Here is a 14,777-nt window from a genome sequence, read left to right as displayed (position 1 = left end):
AATATAGTTGTCGGGTCATAACCTGGCACGATCGGGGCCCAACGGGTCACAATCGAAGTCACCCAGCGCTGCTGGAATTTCACGCTTGCTGATTGATCTGTCTGATCAATCCGTCATCCGGATTCAGGATCTGGATCCAGAGGTTGCGGAGCCGCTCAGGGCCCAACATAGCTTTGGCATCTGAGGCGAGGATCTGGGTCGAGGATCTGGGTCAAAGCTCTAGGTCGATGAAAATTTTAGAATTGCCCAAATGCTATCCCAGACTACAAATCTGACGGCAATCGGGACAAGCTTTGATTTAAATCACCTCGCCTGTGCGAATGCGGCTTTACTCTAGTTTTGGTTTCACCAGACTCTACCTGGGTGACAGTCCAACCACCTTGCATCTTGCGAATCCCTGTGCATCAATTGGCCTAATGCAAAGTCAATCTAGAGCTTCAAGCCAAGATTCCTCACTGGGAATTCTTGCTGAAAATTCTAGAGATGCATTCCTTAGCAATGCAATCTATGCCTAGGGCCGGGCTGCGACCGTCGGTTGTTTTCGGCAATGCTTTCGGCAAACATCGTTGGTCATGCTCCGTATGAATTCCGCCTGAATCTCCATCTGCTGACCCACCGCAATGTTTTCCCCAGTCATGCGACCGATCGCGCTAGGCTGTATGGCATCGGGGAGCGTCACTCTGCACTGAAATTTGGCTTATCCGCTTACCCATGTCCAGTCCGAACAGCCAGTTCCAGATCCGCTTTTGGGGTGTTCGTGGCAGTATTCCCTGCCCCGGCCCTGAGACGGTTAAATACGGCGGTAACACCCCCTGTGTCGAAATGCGCGTGGGCGATCGTCGGTTGATTTTTGATGGTGGTACGGGGTTAAGGGTCTTGGGGCAGTCCATGCTAGCCGAGATGCCCGTTGAAGCCCACATGTTCTTCACCCACAGTCATTGGGACCACATTCAAGGCTTTCCGTTCTTTGTGCCTGCTTTTATCAAGGGCAATCGCTTCCACATCTATGGAGCGCCCGCGCCCAATGGGGCGACGATTAAGCAGCGCATGAACGACCAAATGTTGCATCCCAACTTCCCGGTTCCCCTGCAAGTGATGGGGGCGGATTTGGCCTTTTATGACATGCAGGTGGGAGACACGATCGCGATCGATGATCTGCATGTGGAAAATGCGTCTCTCAATCACCCTGGCGAAGCGGTGGGCTATCGCATCACCTGGCAAGGGCGAGTTGTGGCTTACGTCACCGATACGGAGCATTTTTCCGATCGCCTGGATGAGAACGTGCTGCACCTGGCCAAGGATGCGGATGTGCTGATTTACGATGCTACCTACACCGATGATGAATACAATTCGCCTAAGACCAGCAAGGTGGGCTGGGGCCATTCCACCTGGCAAGAGGCGGTGAAGGTGGCGCAGGCGGCCAATGTTGACCAGTTGGTCATTTTCCATCATGATCCTCTGCACACGGATGCCTTCTTGGATGAAATGGGTCGGCAGGCGGCGGCGGCTTTCCCCCATGCGTTGATTGCAATGGAGGGGATGACAATTCAACTGACCCCCCGACGACCGGAACAACCGACCATTCGCCCAGAGGTGACGGTGCTCGCCTAGATGACTGACAGCCATCCCTAGATTGCACACCTGGACTAAGCTGAGATTGCCGCGATCGGGTCTTGATCTGGCAAGTCTTGAGCTAGCCAGTCCTGAGCTAGCCAGTCCTGAGCTAGGTGGTGCATCGGAGTCATGAACCTGGATCTCGGTCTAGGTCATCACTCTAGGTTGTTGATCGATCTAGAGGGCGCAGCTCGCAGGAGTTTGTTGTTCGGGGAGCTTAGAGAGTCCTATTGGTTTGGATCACGTCTGCACTGGATTCGGTACTGTCGCCGACCACGATCGCACTCGGTAATTTTGATGGTGTGCATCGGGGTCACCAACGGGTAATTGCGCCCATTTTGAATGGCCCGGCGATCGACCCAAGTGATTCTGCCGCTGAGCCAGGTTCGATGCCGGTGAGCACGGTGGTTTCCTTTTCGCCCCACCCCAAGGCGTTTTTTAGTGGGCGATCGCACCCTTTGCTCACACCGATGGATGAGAAGGCGCAGGTGCTTGATCGCCTGGGAATTGAGCAATTTGTGATTTTGCCCTTTGGTCGATCGTTGGCGGATTTAACCCCCGAAGATTTTACGGTGGAGATCCTGATTCGGGGCTTGCAGGCCCGGGCGATCGCCGTGGGGGCCGACTTTCATTTTGGCCGAGGTCGATCGGGAACGGCCGATCGCCTGCGAGAAATTGCCGCCGAATTTGGCGTGCCGGTCAAAATCGTGTCGCTGATGTCTGACCAAGAAGGGCGCATCAGCAGTTCCCGAATTCGGGCCGCCCTTGGGGATGGGGATGTGCATAAGACCCAAGCGCTCCTGGGCCGGCCCTACGCGATCGCCGGACGGGTGGAAGCGGGTCAACAACTGGGGCAGCAATTGGGCTTCCCGACAGCCAACTTAACCATTCCCCCGGAAAAACTACTGCCCCGATTGGGGGTCTATGCGGTGCGGGTCACCTTGGCCGATGGTTCCCTGCGGCCGGGAGTCACGAATATTGGTCGGCGGCCCACGGTCGGTGAACAGGCGGCGGTGACCGTGGAAGTGCATCTGCTGGATTGGTCAGGAGACTTGTATGGACAATGGGTGACGATCGAGTTAGTTGATTTTCTGCGCCCAGAGCAGCGGTTTGCATCTTTGGCAGACCTGAAAACTCAAATTGAGCAGGATCGTCAACAGGCCCGCGATCGCCTCACTGCCGTTCCCTTAAGTTAAGCTGACGGAAGGCTTGGTTTCCCAGCCCCTCCGCCGCCTTCAGGCCGACAGTTTCATGGCTTGCCGATGGCTTGGGGCCATGTCCTTGGGGTTGCACCCTCGGGGCGGAAGCTCTGGAACTGGCGTTGCCAAGTTCGGCCCAATTCGGCCAAATTTTAGGATTGAATTATGGGTGAAAGTTCGCCGACGATCGAGTCGCACAAACAGGCACTGCAAGCACTTCAGAACAATCTCCAACGGGCGATCGTTGGCAAAGATGGGGCAATCCAGCTTGTGTTGGTGGCGTTGCTGGGGGGTGGCCATGCGCTGCTGGAGGATGTGCCCGGGGTGGGCAAAACGCTGTTGGCCAAGTCCCTAGCGCGATCGATTGATGGCAAGTTCCAGCGCTTGCAATGCACCCCCGACCTGTTGCCCGCCGACGTGACCGGTACTAATATTTGGAATCCCCAAAAGGGGCAATTCGAGTTTGTGGCGGGGCCCGCTTTCAGCAATGTGCTGTTGGCCGATGAAATTAACCGGGCCACACCGCGCACCCAAGCGGCATTGTTGGAAGTGATGGAAGAGCGGCAGGTGACCTTGGATGGGTTGTCGCGGCCCGTGCCGGAACCGTTTTTTGTGATTGCGACCCAAAACCCGATCGAGTATCAAGGGACGTTTCCGCTGCCGGAAGCCCAAATGGATCGCTTTGCCCTGTCCTTTTCCCTAGGCTATCCGTCGGCGGAAGATGAACTGCGGATGTTGCAGCGACACCAGATGGGGGCGATCGACCAAGATTTGCAACCCTGCATTACGCTGGAGTCGGTGCGGGAACTGCAAAAGGCCTGTCGCCAAGTGCAGGTTTCCGCCGCAGTCCAGGACTATATCTTGCGCCTGGTGCGATCGACCCGCCAAGATGACGAAATCACCCTTGGAGTCAGTCCCCGGGGCGCGGTTGCCATGCAACGTTCCGCCCAAGCCCTCGCCTTCTTGCAGAATCGGGATTATATTTTGCCCGATGACGTGAAACAATTGGCGCTCTCGGTTTTGGCGCACCGTCTGATTCCCGCTGGGGGCAAAAACGCCCGCACCGTGGTTGATCGGCTCCTGCAAACGATTCCCGTAGACTAGCTCCCACCCATTTCTTTCCTCTAAATCCTTCACGGCAACCATCGGGCATGGCAGACAGCAAATTTGGGCATCTCATCCGATCGCGGCGTGCATCCTGGGGGGTTGCGCTCCTGCTGGCACTGCTGGCCATGCTGTTTGGGGTCGGGCTGGCCCGGGCGATCGCGCCGAGTTCGCTCCCGATCGCGGATTCTGGCCAATCGGTCATCGCCCAAGCCGAGCGATCGGTGCTCATCGACCCCAACGGCGACATCGATCGCGTTGCGCCCTCTTTCACGCTGGGGCGAGAACTGTACCTGGAAAATTGCGCCTCCTGCCATATCGGCGTGCCCCCAGGATTGATGCCTAGTCAGGTTTGGCGAAATCTGATTCGCGATCGCGACCACTACGGAACCACGATCGAGACACCCCGAGATCCCAGCCTCCAAATCATTTGGAACTATTTGAAAGAATATTCACGCCCCGCCGAAAACAACGAACAAATTAACTACCGCGTTGGCAGAACCACCACTTTCAAGGCTTTGCACCCCCGCGTTCAGCTACCAGACCCCGTTCAACTCAGCACCTGCATTCGTTGTCATCCCCGTGCTGACTTCTTTAATTTCCGTGCCCTTTCTCCCGATTGGGAAAATGCACCTTGACTGATCAGTGGAATTCCGTCGGCTCTGATATTTTGCAGGAGTGGATGGTGTTCCCAATCTAGCTGATGCTCTAGCCAGAAAATGGGGCAGATGACCAAGTAAGGAATTGATAACTTTGGCATTTTGACTCAAGGTTTCTCCTGGAATTGATCAATTAGCCAGCGGGTGATTTGTCCGTCATCTTCGCGATCGAGCCGTTGCAGCGCTTCAGTGATAATCGACAATTCTAAACCGGGCAACACTTGGGAGATCTGAATTTCTCGACTGCCCCGATCGGCGATCGCAAATCCAATGATCGATCGCGCTTCGACGTTCACCACCCAATATTCCGCCACGCCCAGCCGTTCGTAGAGCAACCGTTTCATGCCCACATCATCGGCAAAACTGCTTGCGCCAACTTCTACTACGAGGGTGGGTGGATCAAAGCGATCGAGGTCGATCGGTGCATTGCCGGTTGGCAGGTCTTTGAGGTCGCGATCGATATAAAAGGCCAAGTCGGGTTGTGACTCTTTTTCACCACGCTTCCGCATTGAAGGATTGATGTAGCGTACAATTTTACGCTTCTGGAAGGCTGCGTATAGGTTGGCGACATCCAGCGGAATTGCGTTATTGCGAGCGTGTTCGGGGCCGAGGGGTGTCATTTCAAAGCGCATCCAACCATCTTGATAATAACTGCGTAGATCATCGCGACTATCGGCTTCATTTTCTCCCGCGATCGCGATGAATTCTTCCCAGGTTCCGCGCTGCCAATGATCAAGAATGATGCTGGATGAGTGGTTGATAGATTCTAGCTGAATGGTTGATTGGGGCAGGGAGGCTGGCATGGTCAACGCTCCAGATTGGGTGGTTTAGACAGTGCTGAGTGATGGCTCTGACAAGCGGTTTAGGAAACAGCAAATTCAGTGATTTGACGGCGATCGCTGGGTTTAAATCCCAGGACAATGCGATTTTTGGGAATTCCTAAAGCGACTAGTTCATCGGCGATTCCTTCTTCTGTTCCATCCTGTTGAATCCAAAGCTTCTGATCAATGATGTCAATGTGTAGAAGCGTGCCATAGATGCGTCGTCCATTGTGCCAGCCAACTTCAACCAACAGATAATGGTGGTTCTGAGTATCGATGATTGTTTCTAGCTGAACATCATCACTGGTTCCTAAGAATTCAATGTAGCTATTGAAGATTTTCTGAATGATCGACTGGTCAGTGTCTAAGTTGAAATCCATTGCTTAATAACCTCCTGGTTAGGGTCGAATGTCAGCAAGCGAATTAACTTGTCTTCTAGCAGTATTTGGCCAGCTTCTTCTTCAAAAACAGTTTTATAGACTGAATGAGTGACGGCTAAATAAAGGGTTCTTTCGGGAGCGTAGCGCAAGAGGAGTCGTTCATAGAGAATAAATTGACCGAGGGCATCTTCTAAATCTTTGATGTCGGAGGCGCGGGTGAAGCTTTTGATTTCAACGGCGATTTTTTCTGTGCCCCGATCGGCTGCAATTAAGCGCTCGGCACCGAGATCAACGAAAAGGTTTTTGCGCGTTAATCGAATCCGAAAGGGATCATGGGTGATTGTCCAGCCTGCTTTGACTAGAGAATTTTTGACGCAATTATGGAAAATATCTTTGGCGGGCATGATCGATTTCTTGCTGTGCTGGCTGTAATCGTCATTTTTCCTGACGGCTAATCTACTTAGTATTTTAATCGGTGAGCTTCTGGGCGATCGGGGAGGCTGGCATCGTCTTCGAGATTGAGCCGTTGCAACTCAGCGATCGCGCTTCTCTTTGGTATAACAAGAAAGGCTAGCGTCGGTTCAACCAATGATGGGGGCACTGAAAATGCTGAGTCGGCAAACGGTCATCGAAACGCTATTAGCCCATCAGCAGCAAATTCAGACATTTGCGGTGAAAACGCTATTTCTATTTGGCTCCGTGGCGCGAGATGAAGCCGGTGCTGATAGTGATGTGGATTTACTGGTGGAGTTCGAAAAACCCGTGGGATTATTTACCTTTATTGAGCTGAAGGACTATCTGGAGGAAATTTTAAATTGTTCTGTTGACTTAGGAACGCCACAGTCGCTGCGCCCCTACCTGAGAGATATTGTGCTACGGGAGGCGGTGCGTGCCTTCTAGAAGTTTTGTAGACCAAGTGTAAGACTCTTATTACTGATCTGGATCGGGTTCAACCTGAAAATAATTGTTTGCTAAGTCAATGAACTTTTGTGCACGTTCAATATGAATTTGTGCTTCTTCGATTTCAATTGAGTCACAAGCGCCATAGTCTCCGATCGCCCGGGACTGAAATGCTTGTAATAAAAACTGATGAAATTCAACGGGTAATTCTTTGGGTTTAATGAACTCGCGTCCAAAGGCACTAATAGTCGCTGAGTGGCTAGAAAATCGGAAATTTCGAGAAATTAGAAAGGCTTCTGCAACATAGAACATTGTGTAATAGGCTCTTGACATTGCAAAATCTGGAAGCCCTTCGCCTAGCAATAATTGGGCTGCGCGTAGGCTGTCACAGGCTTTTTGGATTCGGTCAATAATCTCGCTAGACATTGATCAGTGGAATTCCGTCAGCTTTGATATTTTGTAGGAGTGGATGGTGTTCCCAATCTAGCTGATGCTCTAGCCAGAAAATGGGGCAGATGACTAATTCGTAGTCTAGACAAAGATCGGTGATGAACTGGGTTCGTTCCTGTTCTTGCAAGCGATCGATTTTGGCTTTCTGGTCGTGCAGAACAATCAGCAAATCGAGATCGGAGTCTGGTTTGGCATCGCCTCGGGCTTGGGAACCAAAGAGGATGAGGTGGGCTAGGCGATCGCCGTAAATCTTGACCAGGTTGTCGCGTAGGGCGATCGCGATTTGAGCCAGGTGAGGATGGCGTGATTGCCCAGCCAGCGATCGCATCAGTACCGCGTCTTGATCGGTTGAGTTTTGGGCGATCGGGGAGGCTGGCATGGTCAACGCTCCAGATTGGGTGTTTCGGACAGTGCTGAGTGATGGCGTGGACTGCCTGGAAGTTTTACAGAACGATTGGAAGATATTTTGATTGAGGCTGAAGAAATTCAGAAAGCTTCTGTTCTACTCGATAGACTTCGGGTCAGCGCCCATGAATCCTACTGGAACACCAGCGGACTTCATGGCTTTCATTGCTTTGTCATGCACAAGCAGCAGGATTAACAAGCCTAGGAGTGGGATGAACAAACCAATTACGAGCAAAGTCATCCACACGATTGAAAGCTTAAGAGATCTTCCTAGCTTGTATAGTGCAACTATCTGAAATATTCCCGATGCTAAATATAAGATCCAGCCAGTGAGTTCATCTCCTATGAGGAAACGAACCAGGATGGCAATCAAACCCGCAAGGATTGACCATAAAAGCAGTCTATGATCCTTGGCAATCCTCTGAAGCTCTAGACGCGAAAAGGCTGTACTCATTTGCAATTCTGGGTGCAAGAGTTGATATTTCCGGCTAGTCCAGTATTACTTGCGTTCAAACTGACTGGCAATAGGTGAACGATAAATCACTTTTGCAGTGTTGAGGATGTTTTGGCGGCGTAACCAGTTGTCGCTGCGCTCGATCGCAGCTTTTACCAACAGGTCAACGGGACGGCCGAATAGTGCTTCTAGTTCATCACGGATTTGCAGGGTTTCCGTGAGTCCCCGTTGAGCGGTGGGGGCAAAGCTGACTAAAACATCGATGTCGCTGTCGGGATGAAAGTCGTCGCGTAATACTGAGCCAAACAGGGCAAATTCGGTGATTTGCCAGCGATCGCACAGTTCAGCAATAAGCTCGATCAGAATTAAAAAACAACTTGCCAGACGTAGTGGCTTGAGTCTAATCACTATTACTTATTAAATTTATGCAGTTGGAGTCTCGATTTTAAAGATAAATTGAAATTAATCGAATTGACTATTTATTAAAAAAACGATTTTTGACATATTCAACCAACTTGGGTCCATCTAGTCTATGCGTAGCAGGATGAGTTCTGAAATAAAATTCAGTTTTGTCTAGATAGAAAGGGAAGGGGGAAGCTTTGCACTCTACCCATAAAATGAATTTTTGCTGCATGTTTATCATCCTGTATTCTAGAAATGTGTAACATCCTTCACCAATACGATCTTTTAAAAGGTCTTTCCACCGAAGAATAAACTTATCTACATTACCTTTATAGAACTTGTCAATTTCGTGGTTTAAACCTACAAGTTCACCATTATCTGCTACACCAATTAGCAAAATACCACCTTGGGTATTCAGAAAAGCAACAACTGTTTGTACGGCTTCTGTTTCAAGGTATTTCTCTTTTGTTTGCTTTCTTACATCTAGGCTTAGTGTTTCTTTGAATTCTATATGCTTAGTTTCACCTTCTCGAATCAACCCACGAATTCTATCTGCATCAGTGAGATTTCCAACAACGTCAAGCATCGTGTTGAGCTGTTTTTGAATGGCACTTGAACTCATAGGGTTCAGCGCCAATTCACTATCAAATTTGTCAATTGCAGTTTTTAGTCGAGTTAAAGCTCTCTGCGTTTCCACAATAAGCAACTGCTCTTCTGGTGTTGGTAGTGCTATCAGAGCTTGTTCTAGTTCCTTCTTGTGAAAACGGGGAAGAAGGGTAGCAGTAGAAGAAGCTAGAGAACTGAGGGTTAATTTTCCAAGTGTAGATCGGAAAAAAGCCGCAACATACTCATTCAACGCAAAGTCTTTCAAGACCACTTGAAAATAATTATGATGCTTAAGCTTTGCGTATTCTATCTGACTTACTACCGCTACGCTAGAGCCTGCAATACGGGGAATATAAATTGAGTTTTCTCTCTCTTGAAATAATTCATCTGGCTGCACAGAATTAATTTCTATGGATATATCTAAAAGAGTATACTCTGAATAGTTCTTATACTGAGTTTCGAGTCTTTCAATCTGTTGAGAGGCTTGCAACCTATGAAAACTGCGAAAGCTACCTGCCTTCAAGAATTTTCCTGATCTAATATCGCCTCCATCGACCAATTTGTGAAAAGAGTCCACAACTTTTTTGGACTGATCTTCATCAGTGAGTTCTGCAACGAATATCCTCGATGGATCAATTTTCTTGATCGCAACAATCAATGGCGTAATTACTGTTTCTGGTTCAAGAATTCTTTCTGGGAGATTGAAAATTGCATTTACATATAGTCCATTTTTATTCATGACATTTTCAAACTTTCTCCCAATTTCAGTGATAAACATGGAAGGTTCCAAGATGAACAGTCCTGTCCCCTCGTTTGTTAGATAAGCAGATGAATTGAGAATTTCACTCCAGTTTTCAGGAATTGTAATGGACTTGTCCTGGTAAGTGACCTTGATTGATCGCTGTAGAAACATTGGTAGATCACCAATGATTAGGTCAAATTGATCTTCAGAATCAATTTCATCTAAAGAAGAAATAGAGACATAACCTTCAAATTCAACATTGGATAATGTGTTGAATGTTGAAGACTTTAAATAAAGAAATTTTTTGGAAGTTGTTTGCTGTGTCCATGCATCTATAAAGGATTTTATGATCTTTAACTGTTCCAAATTTCTTGAGTTTTTCATGATTTTAGTTCTCCAAAAAGCCTGTTGATTTCCTGAGATTAAGCATTGCTACTTTGGAAGTTAGATCTATAGCAGCAGTGGTTGGACTTTTGACAAAAAACTATCAAGAGTCTAGCAGAGATGCACAGCCGATCGCACTGCGGCCGCGCACCCTCACTTGATTCTTACCGATCGCCCCTATTCAAATCCCTCGACCGGCGCAAAGCCTTGGCGCTGCACGTTTTCCGTCACCACACGCGGCTCCAAGAACTGCAACAGATAGTCCGGGCCGCCCGCCTTGGAGCCAACCCCCGAGAGCTTGAACCCGCCGAACGGTTGCCGCGCCACGATCGCCCCCGTAATGTTCCGGTTGATATATAAGTTACCCACCTCGAACTCCCGGGCCGCCCGATCGATGTGCGATGGCGTGCGCGAATAGAGACCCCCCGTGAGCGCAAATTGCGTCCCGTTCGCGATCGCCAGCGCCTGCTCGAACGTCTCCGCCTTAATCACCGCCAACACCGGCCCAAAGATCTCCTCCTGGGCGATCGCCGCCGTTGGGGGCACATCGCGGAACACCGTCGGCCCCACAAAATAGCCACCCTCGGGGGCCGGCAGCTCGATCGCCAGCGTCGATTCCGCCTTGCCCTTGGCGATGTAGTCGCGGATGCGAGCCTGGGACGTGCCATCAATCACCGGCCCCACCTTGACGCTCGGATCATCCGCCGGGCCAATGTTTAGGGACTTGACCGCCTCCACCAGCCGCTCCACAAACGCCTCGTAAATCGGCGCAAGCACGATCGCCCGGGAGCAAGCCGAGCACTTTTGGCCGCTGTAGCCAAAGGCCGAATCCACCACGCCCTGCACCGCCTGATCCAGGTCGGCGCTCTCATCCACGACGATCGCATTTTTGCCGCCCATCTCCGCAATCACCCGCTTCAGGTGCTTCTGACCCGGTTGCAAAATCGCCGCGTTGGCGTAGATCCAGCAGCCCACTTCCTGGGAGCCGGTGAAGACGATCGTGTGTACATCCGGGTGCTTGACCATGTGTGCCCCCGCCGTCGAGCCGCGTGCCGGGACGTATTGCAGCACGCCATCGGGAATGCCCGCTTCCACCAGGATGTCGATGAATTTGGCGGCGATCACCGAGGAAGTTTCGGCGGGTTTCAGGATCGTGCAATTGCCCGTCACCAGCGAAGCCACGGTCATGCCCACCGGGATCGCCAGGGGGAAATTCCAGGGCGAAATCACCAACGTGATTCCCTTCGGTTGGTAGTGGTAGCGGTTGGTTTCGCCGGGGTAGTCGTAGGCCACGCCCGCCTCCAGCCGCTCCATTTCGTCGGCGTAGTAGCGGCAAAAGTCGATCGCCTCGGACACTTCGGGATCCGCTTGGCGCAAGGCTTTGCCCACTTCCAAGCAAGTCCAAGCCGACAACTCCGCCCGCCGCGCTTCCATCAGGTCAGCCGCCTTGCGCAGGATCGCCGCCCGTTCCTGGGCCGGTGTAGCTTTCCAGGCCGGGAAGGCCGCCTTGGCCGCCGCGATCGCCTCGTCGGCCTGCTCAATGCTGGCTAGCCCCACCTTGCCGATTAGCTCCTGGGGCTTCGAGGGATTTTCCGAATTGACGGTGGCCGCCGTTTCCACCCGCCGACCGGCAATCAACGGCCGGTAAAGCTGGCCCAACTGAGACCTCACTTGGGCGATCGCCGCCAGGGCCGGATCGCGCAACTGGGGCCGCGAATAGTCCGTATCCGGCGCATTGGCGAAGGGAACCGCCGTTTCATAGACCGCATCATTGGGCTGCGGCGCGGCGGCCAGCTCGTTCAGTTCCCGCTCCCCGAGGCTACTTTGGCGCAAAAAGGACGAATTGGCCGTGTTCTCCAACAGCCGCCGAATCAGGTACGCCATGCCGGGGATCAAGTCGCCGTAGGGGCAATAGACCCGCACCCGATAGCCTTTATCCGCCAGGGTTTTGCCCAGTTTGTCTGCCATGCCGTACAGTACTTGCAGCTCAAAGGCCCGCCGGGGCGCGCCCACCTTTTCCGCCACCGCGATCGCCTTCGCAGCCGATCGGGCATTGTGGGTTCCCAGCGCTGCATACAAGTGAGCATGACTCTCCAGCAGCAGTTGGGTCATCGCTTCGTAGTTGGCATCGGTGGCCGCCTTGTCGTTAAACACCGGCTGGGGCCAATCCTTTTGCACCGATTGGATCGTTTCCTGATCCCAATAGGCTCCCTTCACCAGCCGCACGGTCACGGGTGTGCCGCGCTCCTTCGCCCAGGCCACCACGCCCTGCAAATCGGCGTAGGAATCGCGCAAATAGGCTTGCAACGTCAGGCCAATATCGGTGCGATCGCGAAACTCCGGCTCCATCAACACCGCTTTCAACGCCGCCAGCGTCGCATCCTTATATTTGTATTGCTCCATGTCGAAGTGCACCGCCGCGCCCAATTCCTTGGCCCGCCGCAGCAACACCCGCGCCCGATCGGCCGTTTTCGCCTGGGATCCCGCCACATCCAACGGGTCGAACTGGGAATAGAACGCCGTCAGCTTCACGGACACTTGCACCTTGGGCAAGGGCTGACCGTCCGCCTCGTCGATCTGGGCGATCGTTGGCCAGCGCTGGGCCGCCGTCGCCAACTGTTCCATCAAATCCAGGTAGCGATCGAGGTACTGCTGGGCCTCCACTTCCGTAATCACGGCCTCACCAAGCAAATCGACGGTGAAGGCCATTTTGTCCTTCCGCAACCGCTCGATCGTCCGAATCGCCTGCTCGATCGTCTCCCCGGAAATGTACTTTTGCGCCAACGTCTTCACGGCCGTGCTCACCGTCGTCGCCGCCACCTGACCAGGCATCGAACCGGGGTCAGAAAAATTCAGCAACCCCTTCAGCAAGTCGGGCAGCTCCACCTCTTCAGTGGTCAAATATTCCCGCAGGTGAGCCGCAATTTCGGGGTTCGATTGCAACGCGGGCAGGCAGTCGATGAACCGAAACAATTGCACTTTCAAGCCGGGATTGCTCATCGTCCAATCCATCAGCTTGTCATCGAGCTTCATCTGGTCGCGCATTTGGGCCAGGAAGCCTTTTTTGGTTTGGGTGGCTTGAATCAGTTCACGGGCGATCGACTGGGTGCGGTCTTCGTAAGGATTGGGGACAGTTGCAACCACGGTGTGCGAGCCTCTCAAAGCGTTCCGGTGCTTATCTTCCATTCTAGGAAGTCCAGCGGACGGTGCTTAAAGCGACAGTCAGGGCCAACAGGGGCGATCGTCCAAATCGATCGCGATGCGCGAATGGGCAGACCTTTTAATTCAGCCTTCAATGGTTAAGCCGGATGCCAACGAATGGTTGAATCGAGGAGCTGGTATAACGGACTATATCGCTGAACCCTCAAGCCATCGGCACGACAAAGGTATGTTGAAGCAGCCGTTGAAGATTCAGATTCCTCAGCAGGCACTGATCGCCTTTTGCCAAAAATGGCAGATTCAAGAGTTTTCGTTTTTTGGGTCTGTTCTACGAGACGACTTCCGACCAGACAGTGATATTGATGTCATGGTCAGTTTTGAGGACGGTTCAACTTGGGGAATTTTAGAGCTAGTTCAAATGAAGCGTGAACTGCAAACATTGCTAGGACGCAAGATTGATCTATTGACCAAAAAATCAATTGAGCAAAGCCATAACTGGATTCGCCGAAAAGAAATTCTAGAAACAGCCCAAGTTGTTTATGTCGCGGGATAGTGCATCACTGATTGATATCGTTCAGGCAGGGCAATTAATTTTACAGTTTGCTCAAGAACTCGATCGTGATCAGTTAGAGTCAGATTTGCGAACACAATCTGCAATTCTGTACCAGATTGCAATCATGGGAGAGGCAACAAAACGATTATCTCGCGAGTTTCGAGCACAACATCCAGAAGTGCCGTGGGATGATATGGCTGGAATGCGAGACATCGTTGCTCATCAATATGATCGAATTGATTTGGATATTGTTTGGCAAGTCATTGAACGCAATATTCCTCAGTTACTCCGTATGCTAATCAACTTGTTACCAAGTCAGGATGAATAATCAGACATTACTGATATTTTTGAGCTAAGTAATTTGTATAACTTCCAGAATCAGCAGTTGCATTAAGCTCTGGCAATTTAGCGATCCCTCTCAAGCGCGACAAACTAGATTGCTTGAAAGGCGATCGAGTTTCCTGTTTCAAGGACTCCAGCAAGAGTTGTACGAGTTGCCACCGATGATCCAGCGACAGTTGAAGAACTTGGGTTTGTAATTCCTGGAACGTCATTAGCTTGCAATTTTATACGGCCTATCCATTGTATAAAATTCTATGATGTCGAAGCGAATTATGGGTGTAAATCTCAATGACGATTACTTAATTTTGGAGTTAGAGGATGGGCGAGTTCTATCGGTTCCGATCGCCTGGTATCCTCGCTTGGTTCACGGCACAGAAGCAGAGCGCCAAAATTTTCAAATCAGCGGTGCAGGTTTCGGCATTCACTGGCCAGAACTTGGTGAAGATATTGGCGTTGCGGGTCTATTGCTGGGCAAAAAATCTTCTGAAAGTCCAGAATCATTTCAGCGATGGCTAGCAAGGCGATCGGCTAGGGCTCGTTCTTCAACGTAAACCGTTGGGAATAATGGCGACCATTACGGTCTTGACTGGCTATCCTGAAGTC

At 51.4% G+C, this 14,777-nt stretch carries 16 protein-coding genes; 8 read left to right on the top strand and 8 right to left on the bottom strand.

From position 1 onward, the window contains the following. The first annotated feature begins 711 nt into the window (after window positions 1-711). From H6F46_RS12700 to H6F46_RS12685, 4 genes are all read left to right on the top strand, one after another. The gene (locus H6F46_RS12700; RefSeq protein ID WP_099531931.1) at window positions 712-1,611 is read left to right on the top strand and encodes an MBL fold metallo-hydrolase; all 900 of its coding nucleotides are present in this window, start codon (window positions 712-714) and stop codon (window positions 1,609-1,611) included. 233 nt (window positions 1,612-1,844) lie between these two features. Further along, complete coding sequence (locus tag H6F46_RS12695; RefSeq protein ID WP_190355070.1) at window positions 1,845-2,810, top strand: bifunctional riboflavin kinase/FAD synthetase; 966 nt, start codon at window positions 1,845-1,847, stop codon at window positions 2,808-2,810. Window positions 2,811-2,978: 168 nt separating this feature from the next. After that, the gene (locus H6F46_RS12690; RefSeq protein ID WP_190355069.1) at window positions 2,979-3,917 is read left to right on the top strand and encodes a MoxR family ATPase; all 939 of its coding nucleotides are present in this window, start codon (window positions 2,979-2,981) and stop codon (window positions 3,915-3,917) included. A gap of 47 nt (window positions 3,918-3,964) precedes the next feature. Further along, the gene (locus H6F46_RS12685) at window positions 3,965-4,555 is read left to right on the top strand and encodes a diheme cytochrome C (RefSeq protein WP_099531934.1); all 591 of its coding nucleotides are present in this window, start codon (window positions 3,965-3,967) and stop codon (window positions 4,553-4,555) included. A gap of 128 nt (window positions 4,556-4,683) precedes the next feature. Here H6F46_RS12685 and H6F46_RS12680 read toward each other — a convergent pair whose 3' ends face one another. From H6F46_RS12680 to H6F46_RS12670, 3 genes are read right to left on the bottom strand one after another with little or no spacing between them, the layout of a single operon-like run. Next, window positions 4,684-5,379 (bottom strand): Uma2 family endonuclease, encoded by a 696-nt coding sequence (locus H6F46_RS12680; RefSeq protein ID WP_190355068.1) that lies wholly within the window; start codon window positions 5,377-5,379, stop codon window positions 4,684-4,686. A 59-nt stretch (window positions 5,380-5,438) separates the two neighbouring features. Beyond that, the gene (locus H6F46_RS12675) at window positions 5,439-5,777 is read right to left on the bottom strand and encodes a XisI protein (protein WP_190355067.1); all 339 of its coding nucleotides are present in this window, start codon (window positions 5,775-5,777) and stop codon (window positions 5,439-5,441) included. Next, on the bottom strand, window positions 5,762-6,181 hold the full coding sequence (locus tag H6F46_RS12670) for an element excision factor XisH family protein (protein WP_099531937.1): 420 nt from the start codon (window positions 6,179-6,181) through the stop codon (window positions 5,762-5,764). Before H6F46_RS12670 ends, H6F46_RS12675 begins: the two co-directional genes overlap by 16 nt. Window positions 6,182-6,383: 202 nt before the next feature. Here H6F46_RS12670 and H6F46_RS12665 point away from each other — a divergent pair, with 202 nt between their 5' ends. Next, a complete protein-coding gene (locus H6F46_RS12665; RefSeq protein ID WP_199291543.1) occupies window positions 6,384-6,677 on the top strand; it encodes a nucleotidyltransferase family protein in 294 nt (97 codons plus the stop codon). Between the two features lie 30 nt (window positions 6,678-6,707). Here the strand turns inward: H6F46_RS12665 and H6F46_RS12660 are convergent, their stop codons facing one another. The 5 genes from H6F46_RS12660 to pruA all read right to left on the bottom strand — a co-directional run bounded on the left by H6F46_RS12660 (window position 6,708) and on the right by pruA (window position 13,306). Beyond that, window positions 6,708-7,103, bottom strand: coding sequence for a HEPN domain-containing protein (locus H6F46_RS12660; protein WP_190355066.1), 396 nt, complete (start codon window positions 7,101-7,103; stop codon window positions 6,708-6,710). Beyond that, window positions 7,096-7,506: a nucleotidyltransferase domain-containing protein gene (locus tag H6F46_RS12655; protein ID WP_199291542.1), complete on the bottom strand. Its 411-nt coding sequence runs from the start codon at window positions 7,504-7,506 to the stop codon at window positions 7,096-7,098. Before H6F46_RS12655 ends, H6F46_RS12660 begins: the two co-directional genes overlap by 8 nt. Before the next feature lie 525 nt (window positions 7,507-8,031). Further along, on the bottom strand, window positions 8,032-8,346 hold the full coding sequence (locus H6F46_RS12645; RefSeq protein WP_370567140.1) for a nucleotidyltransferase family protein: 315 nt from the start codon (window positions 8,344-8,346) through the stop codon (window positions 8,032-8,034). Between the two features lie 115 nt (window positions 8,347-8,461). Next, window positions 8,462-10,120, bottom strand: coding sequence for an ATP-binding protein (locus H6F46_RS12640; protein ID WP_190355065.1), 1,659 nt, complete (start codon window positions 10,118-10,120; stop codon window positions 8,462-8,464). A gap of 177 nt (window positions 10,121-10,297) precedes the next feature. Continuing rightward, window positions 10,298-13,306, bottom strand: a complete 3,009-nt coding sequence (pruA, locus tag H6F46_RS12635) for an L-glutamate gamma-semialdehyde dehydrogenase (protein ID WP_190355064.1) — start codon at window positions 13,304-13,306, stop codon at window positions 10,298-10,300. Window positions 13,307-13,508: 202 nt separating this feature from the next. On the opposite strand from pruA, the gene H6F46_RS12630 reads away from it, so the two are divergent. The 3 genes from H6F46_RS12630 to H6F46_RS12620 all read left to right on the top strand — a co-directional run bounded on the left by H6F46_RS12630 (window position 13,509) and on the right by H6F46_RS12620 (window position 14,725). Beyond that, a complete protein-coding gene (locus H6F46_RS12630; RefSeq protein ID WP_190355165.1) occupies window positions 13,509-13,832 on the top strand; it encodes a nucleotidyltransferase family protein in 324 nt (107 codons plus the stop codon). Continuing rightward, the gene (locus tag H6F46_RS12625; protein ID WP_190355063.1) at window positions 13,819-14,160 is read left to right on the top strand and encodes a DUF86 domain-containing protein; all 342 of its coding nucleotides are present in this window, start codon (window positions 13,819-13,821) and stop codon (window positions 14,158-14,160) included. The genes H6F46_RS12630 and H6F46_RS12625 overlap by 14 nt, the downstream gene beginning before the upstream one ends. Window positions 14,161-14,428: 268 nt before the next feature. Next, window positions 14,429-14,725 (top strand): DUF2442 domain-containing protein, encoded by a 297-nt coding sequence (locus H6F46_RS12620; protein WP_190355062.1) that lies wholly within the window; start codon window positions 14,429-14,431, stop codon window positions 14,723-14,725. Window positions 14,726-14,777 lie beyond the last annotated feature (52 nt).

The sequence above is a fragment of the Limnothrix sp. FACHB-1083 genome (assembly GCF_014696485.1).
GTDB lineage: Bacteria > Cyanobacteriota > Cyanobacteriia > CACIAM-69d > CACIAM-69d > CACIAM-69d.
This window is presented reverse-complemented; position numbering and strand designations above follow the sequence as displayed.

What these genes read in the sequence shown, in the direction of transcription:
- H6F46_RS12700 (WP_099531931.1), top strand. Translation starts at nt 712, where the DNA reads ATGTCCAGTCCGAACAGCCAGTTCCAGATCCGCTTTTGGGGTGTTCGT.
- H6F46_RS12690 (WP_190355069.1), top strand. Translation starts at nt 2,979, where the DNA reads ATGGGTGAAAGTTCGCCGACGATCGAGTCGCACAAACAGGCACTGCAA.
- H6F46_RS12685 (WP_099531934.1), top strand. Translation starts at nt 3,965, where the DNA reads ATGGCAGACAGCAAATTTGGGCATCTCATCCGATCGCGGCGTGCATCC.
- H6F46_RS12680 (WP_190355068.1), bottom strand. Translation starts at nt 5,379, where the DNA reads ATGCCAGCCTCCCTGCCCCAATCAACCATTCAGCTAGAATCTATCAAC.
- H6F46_RS12675 (WP_190355067.1), bottom strand. Translation starts at nt 5,777, where the DNA reads ATGGATTTCAACTTAGACACTGACCAGTCGATCATTCAGAAAATCTTC.
- H6F46_RS12670 (WP_099531937.1), bottom strand. Translation starts at nt 6,181, where the DNA reads ATGCCCGCCAAAGATATTTTCCATAATTGCGTCAAAAATTCTCTAGTC.
- H6F46_RS12665 (WP_199291543.1), top strand. Translation starts at nt 6,384, where the DNA reads ATGCTGAGTCGGCAAACGGTCATCGAAACGCTATTAGCCCATCAGCAG.
- H6F46_RS12660 (WP_190355066.1), bottom strand. Translation starts at nt 7,103, where the DNA reads ATGTCTAGCGAGATTATTGACCGAATCCAAAAAGCCTGTGACAGCCTA.
- H6F46_RS12655 (WP_199291542.1), bottom strand. Translation starts at nt 7,506, where the DNA reads ATGCCAGCCTCCCCGATCGCCCAAAACTCAACCGATCAAGACGCGGTA.
- H6F46_RS12640 (WP_190355065.1), bottom strand. Translation starts at nt 10,120, where the DNA reads ATGAAAAACTCAAGAAATTTGGAACAGTTAAAGATCATAAAATCCTTT.
- pruA (WP_190355064.1), bottom strand. Translation starts at nt 13,306, where the DNA reads ATGGAAGATAAGCACCGGAACGCTTTGAGAGGCTCGCACACCGTGGTT.
- H6F46_RS12630 (WP_190355165.1), top strand. Translation starts at nt 13,509, where the DNA reads ATGTTGAAGCAGCCGTTGAAGATTCAGATTCCTCAGCAGGCACTGATC.
- H6F46_RS12625 (WP_190355063.1), top strand. Translation starts at nt 13,819, where the DNA reads ATGTCGCGGGATAGTGCATCACTGATTGATATCGTTCAGGCAGGGCAA.
- H6F46_RS12620 (WP_190355062.1), top strand. Translation starts at nt 14,429, where the DNA reads ATGATGTCGAAGCGAATTATGGGTGTAAATCTCAATGACGATTACTTA.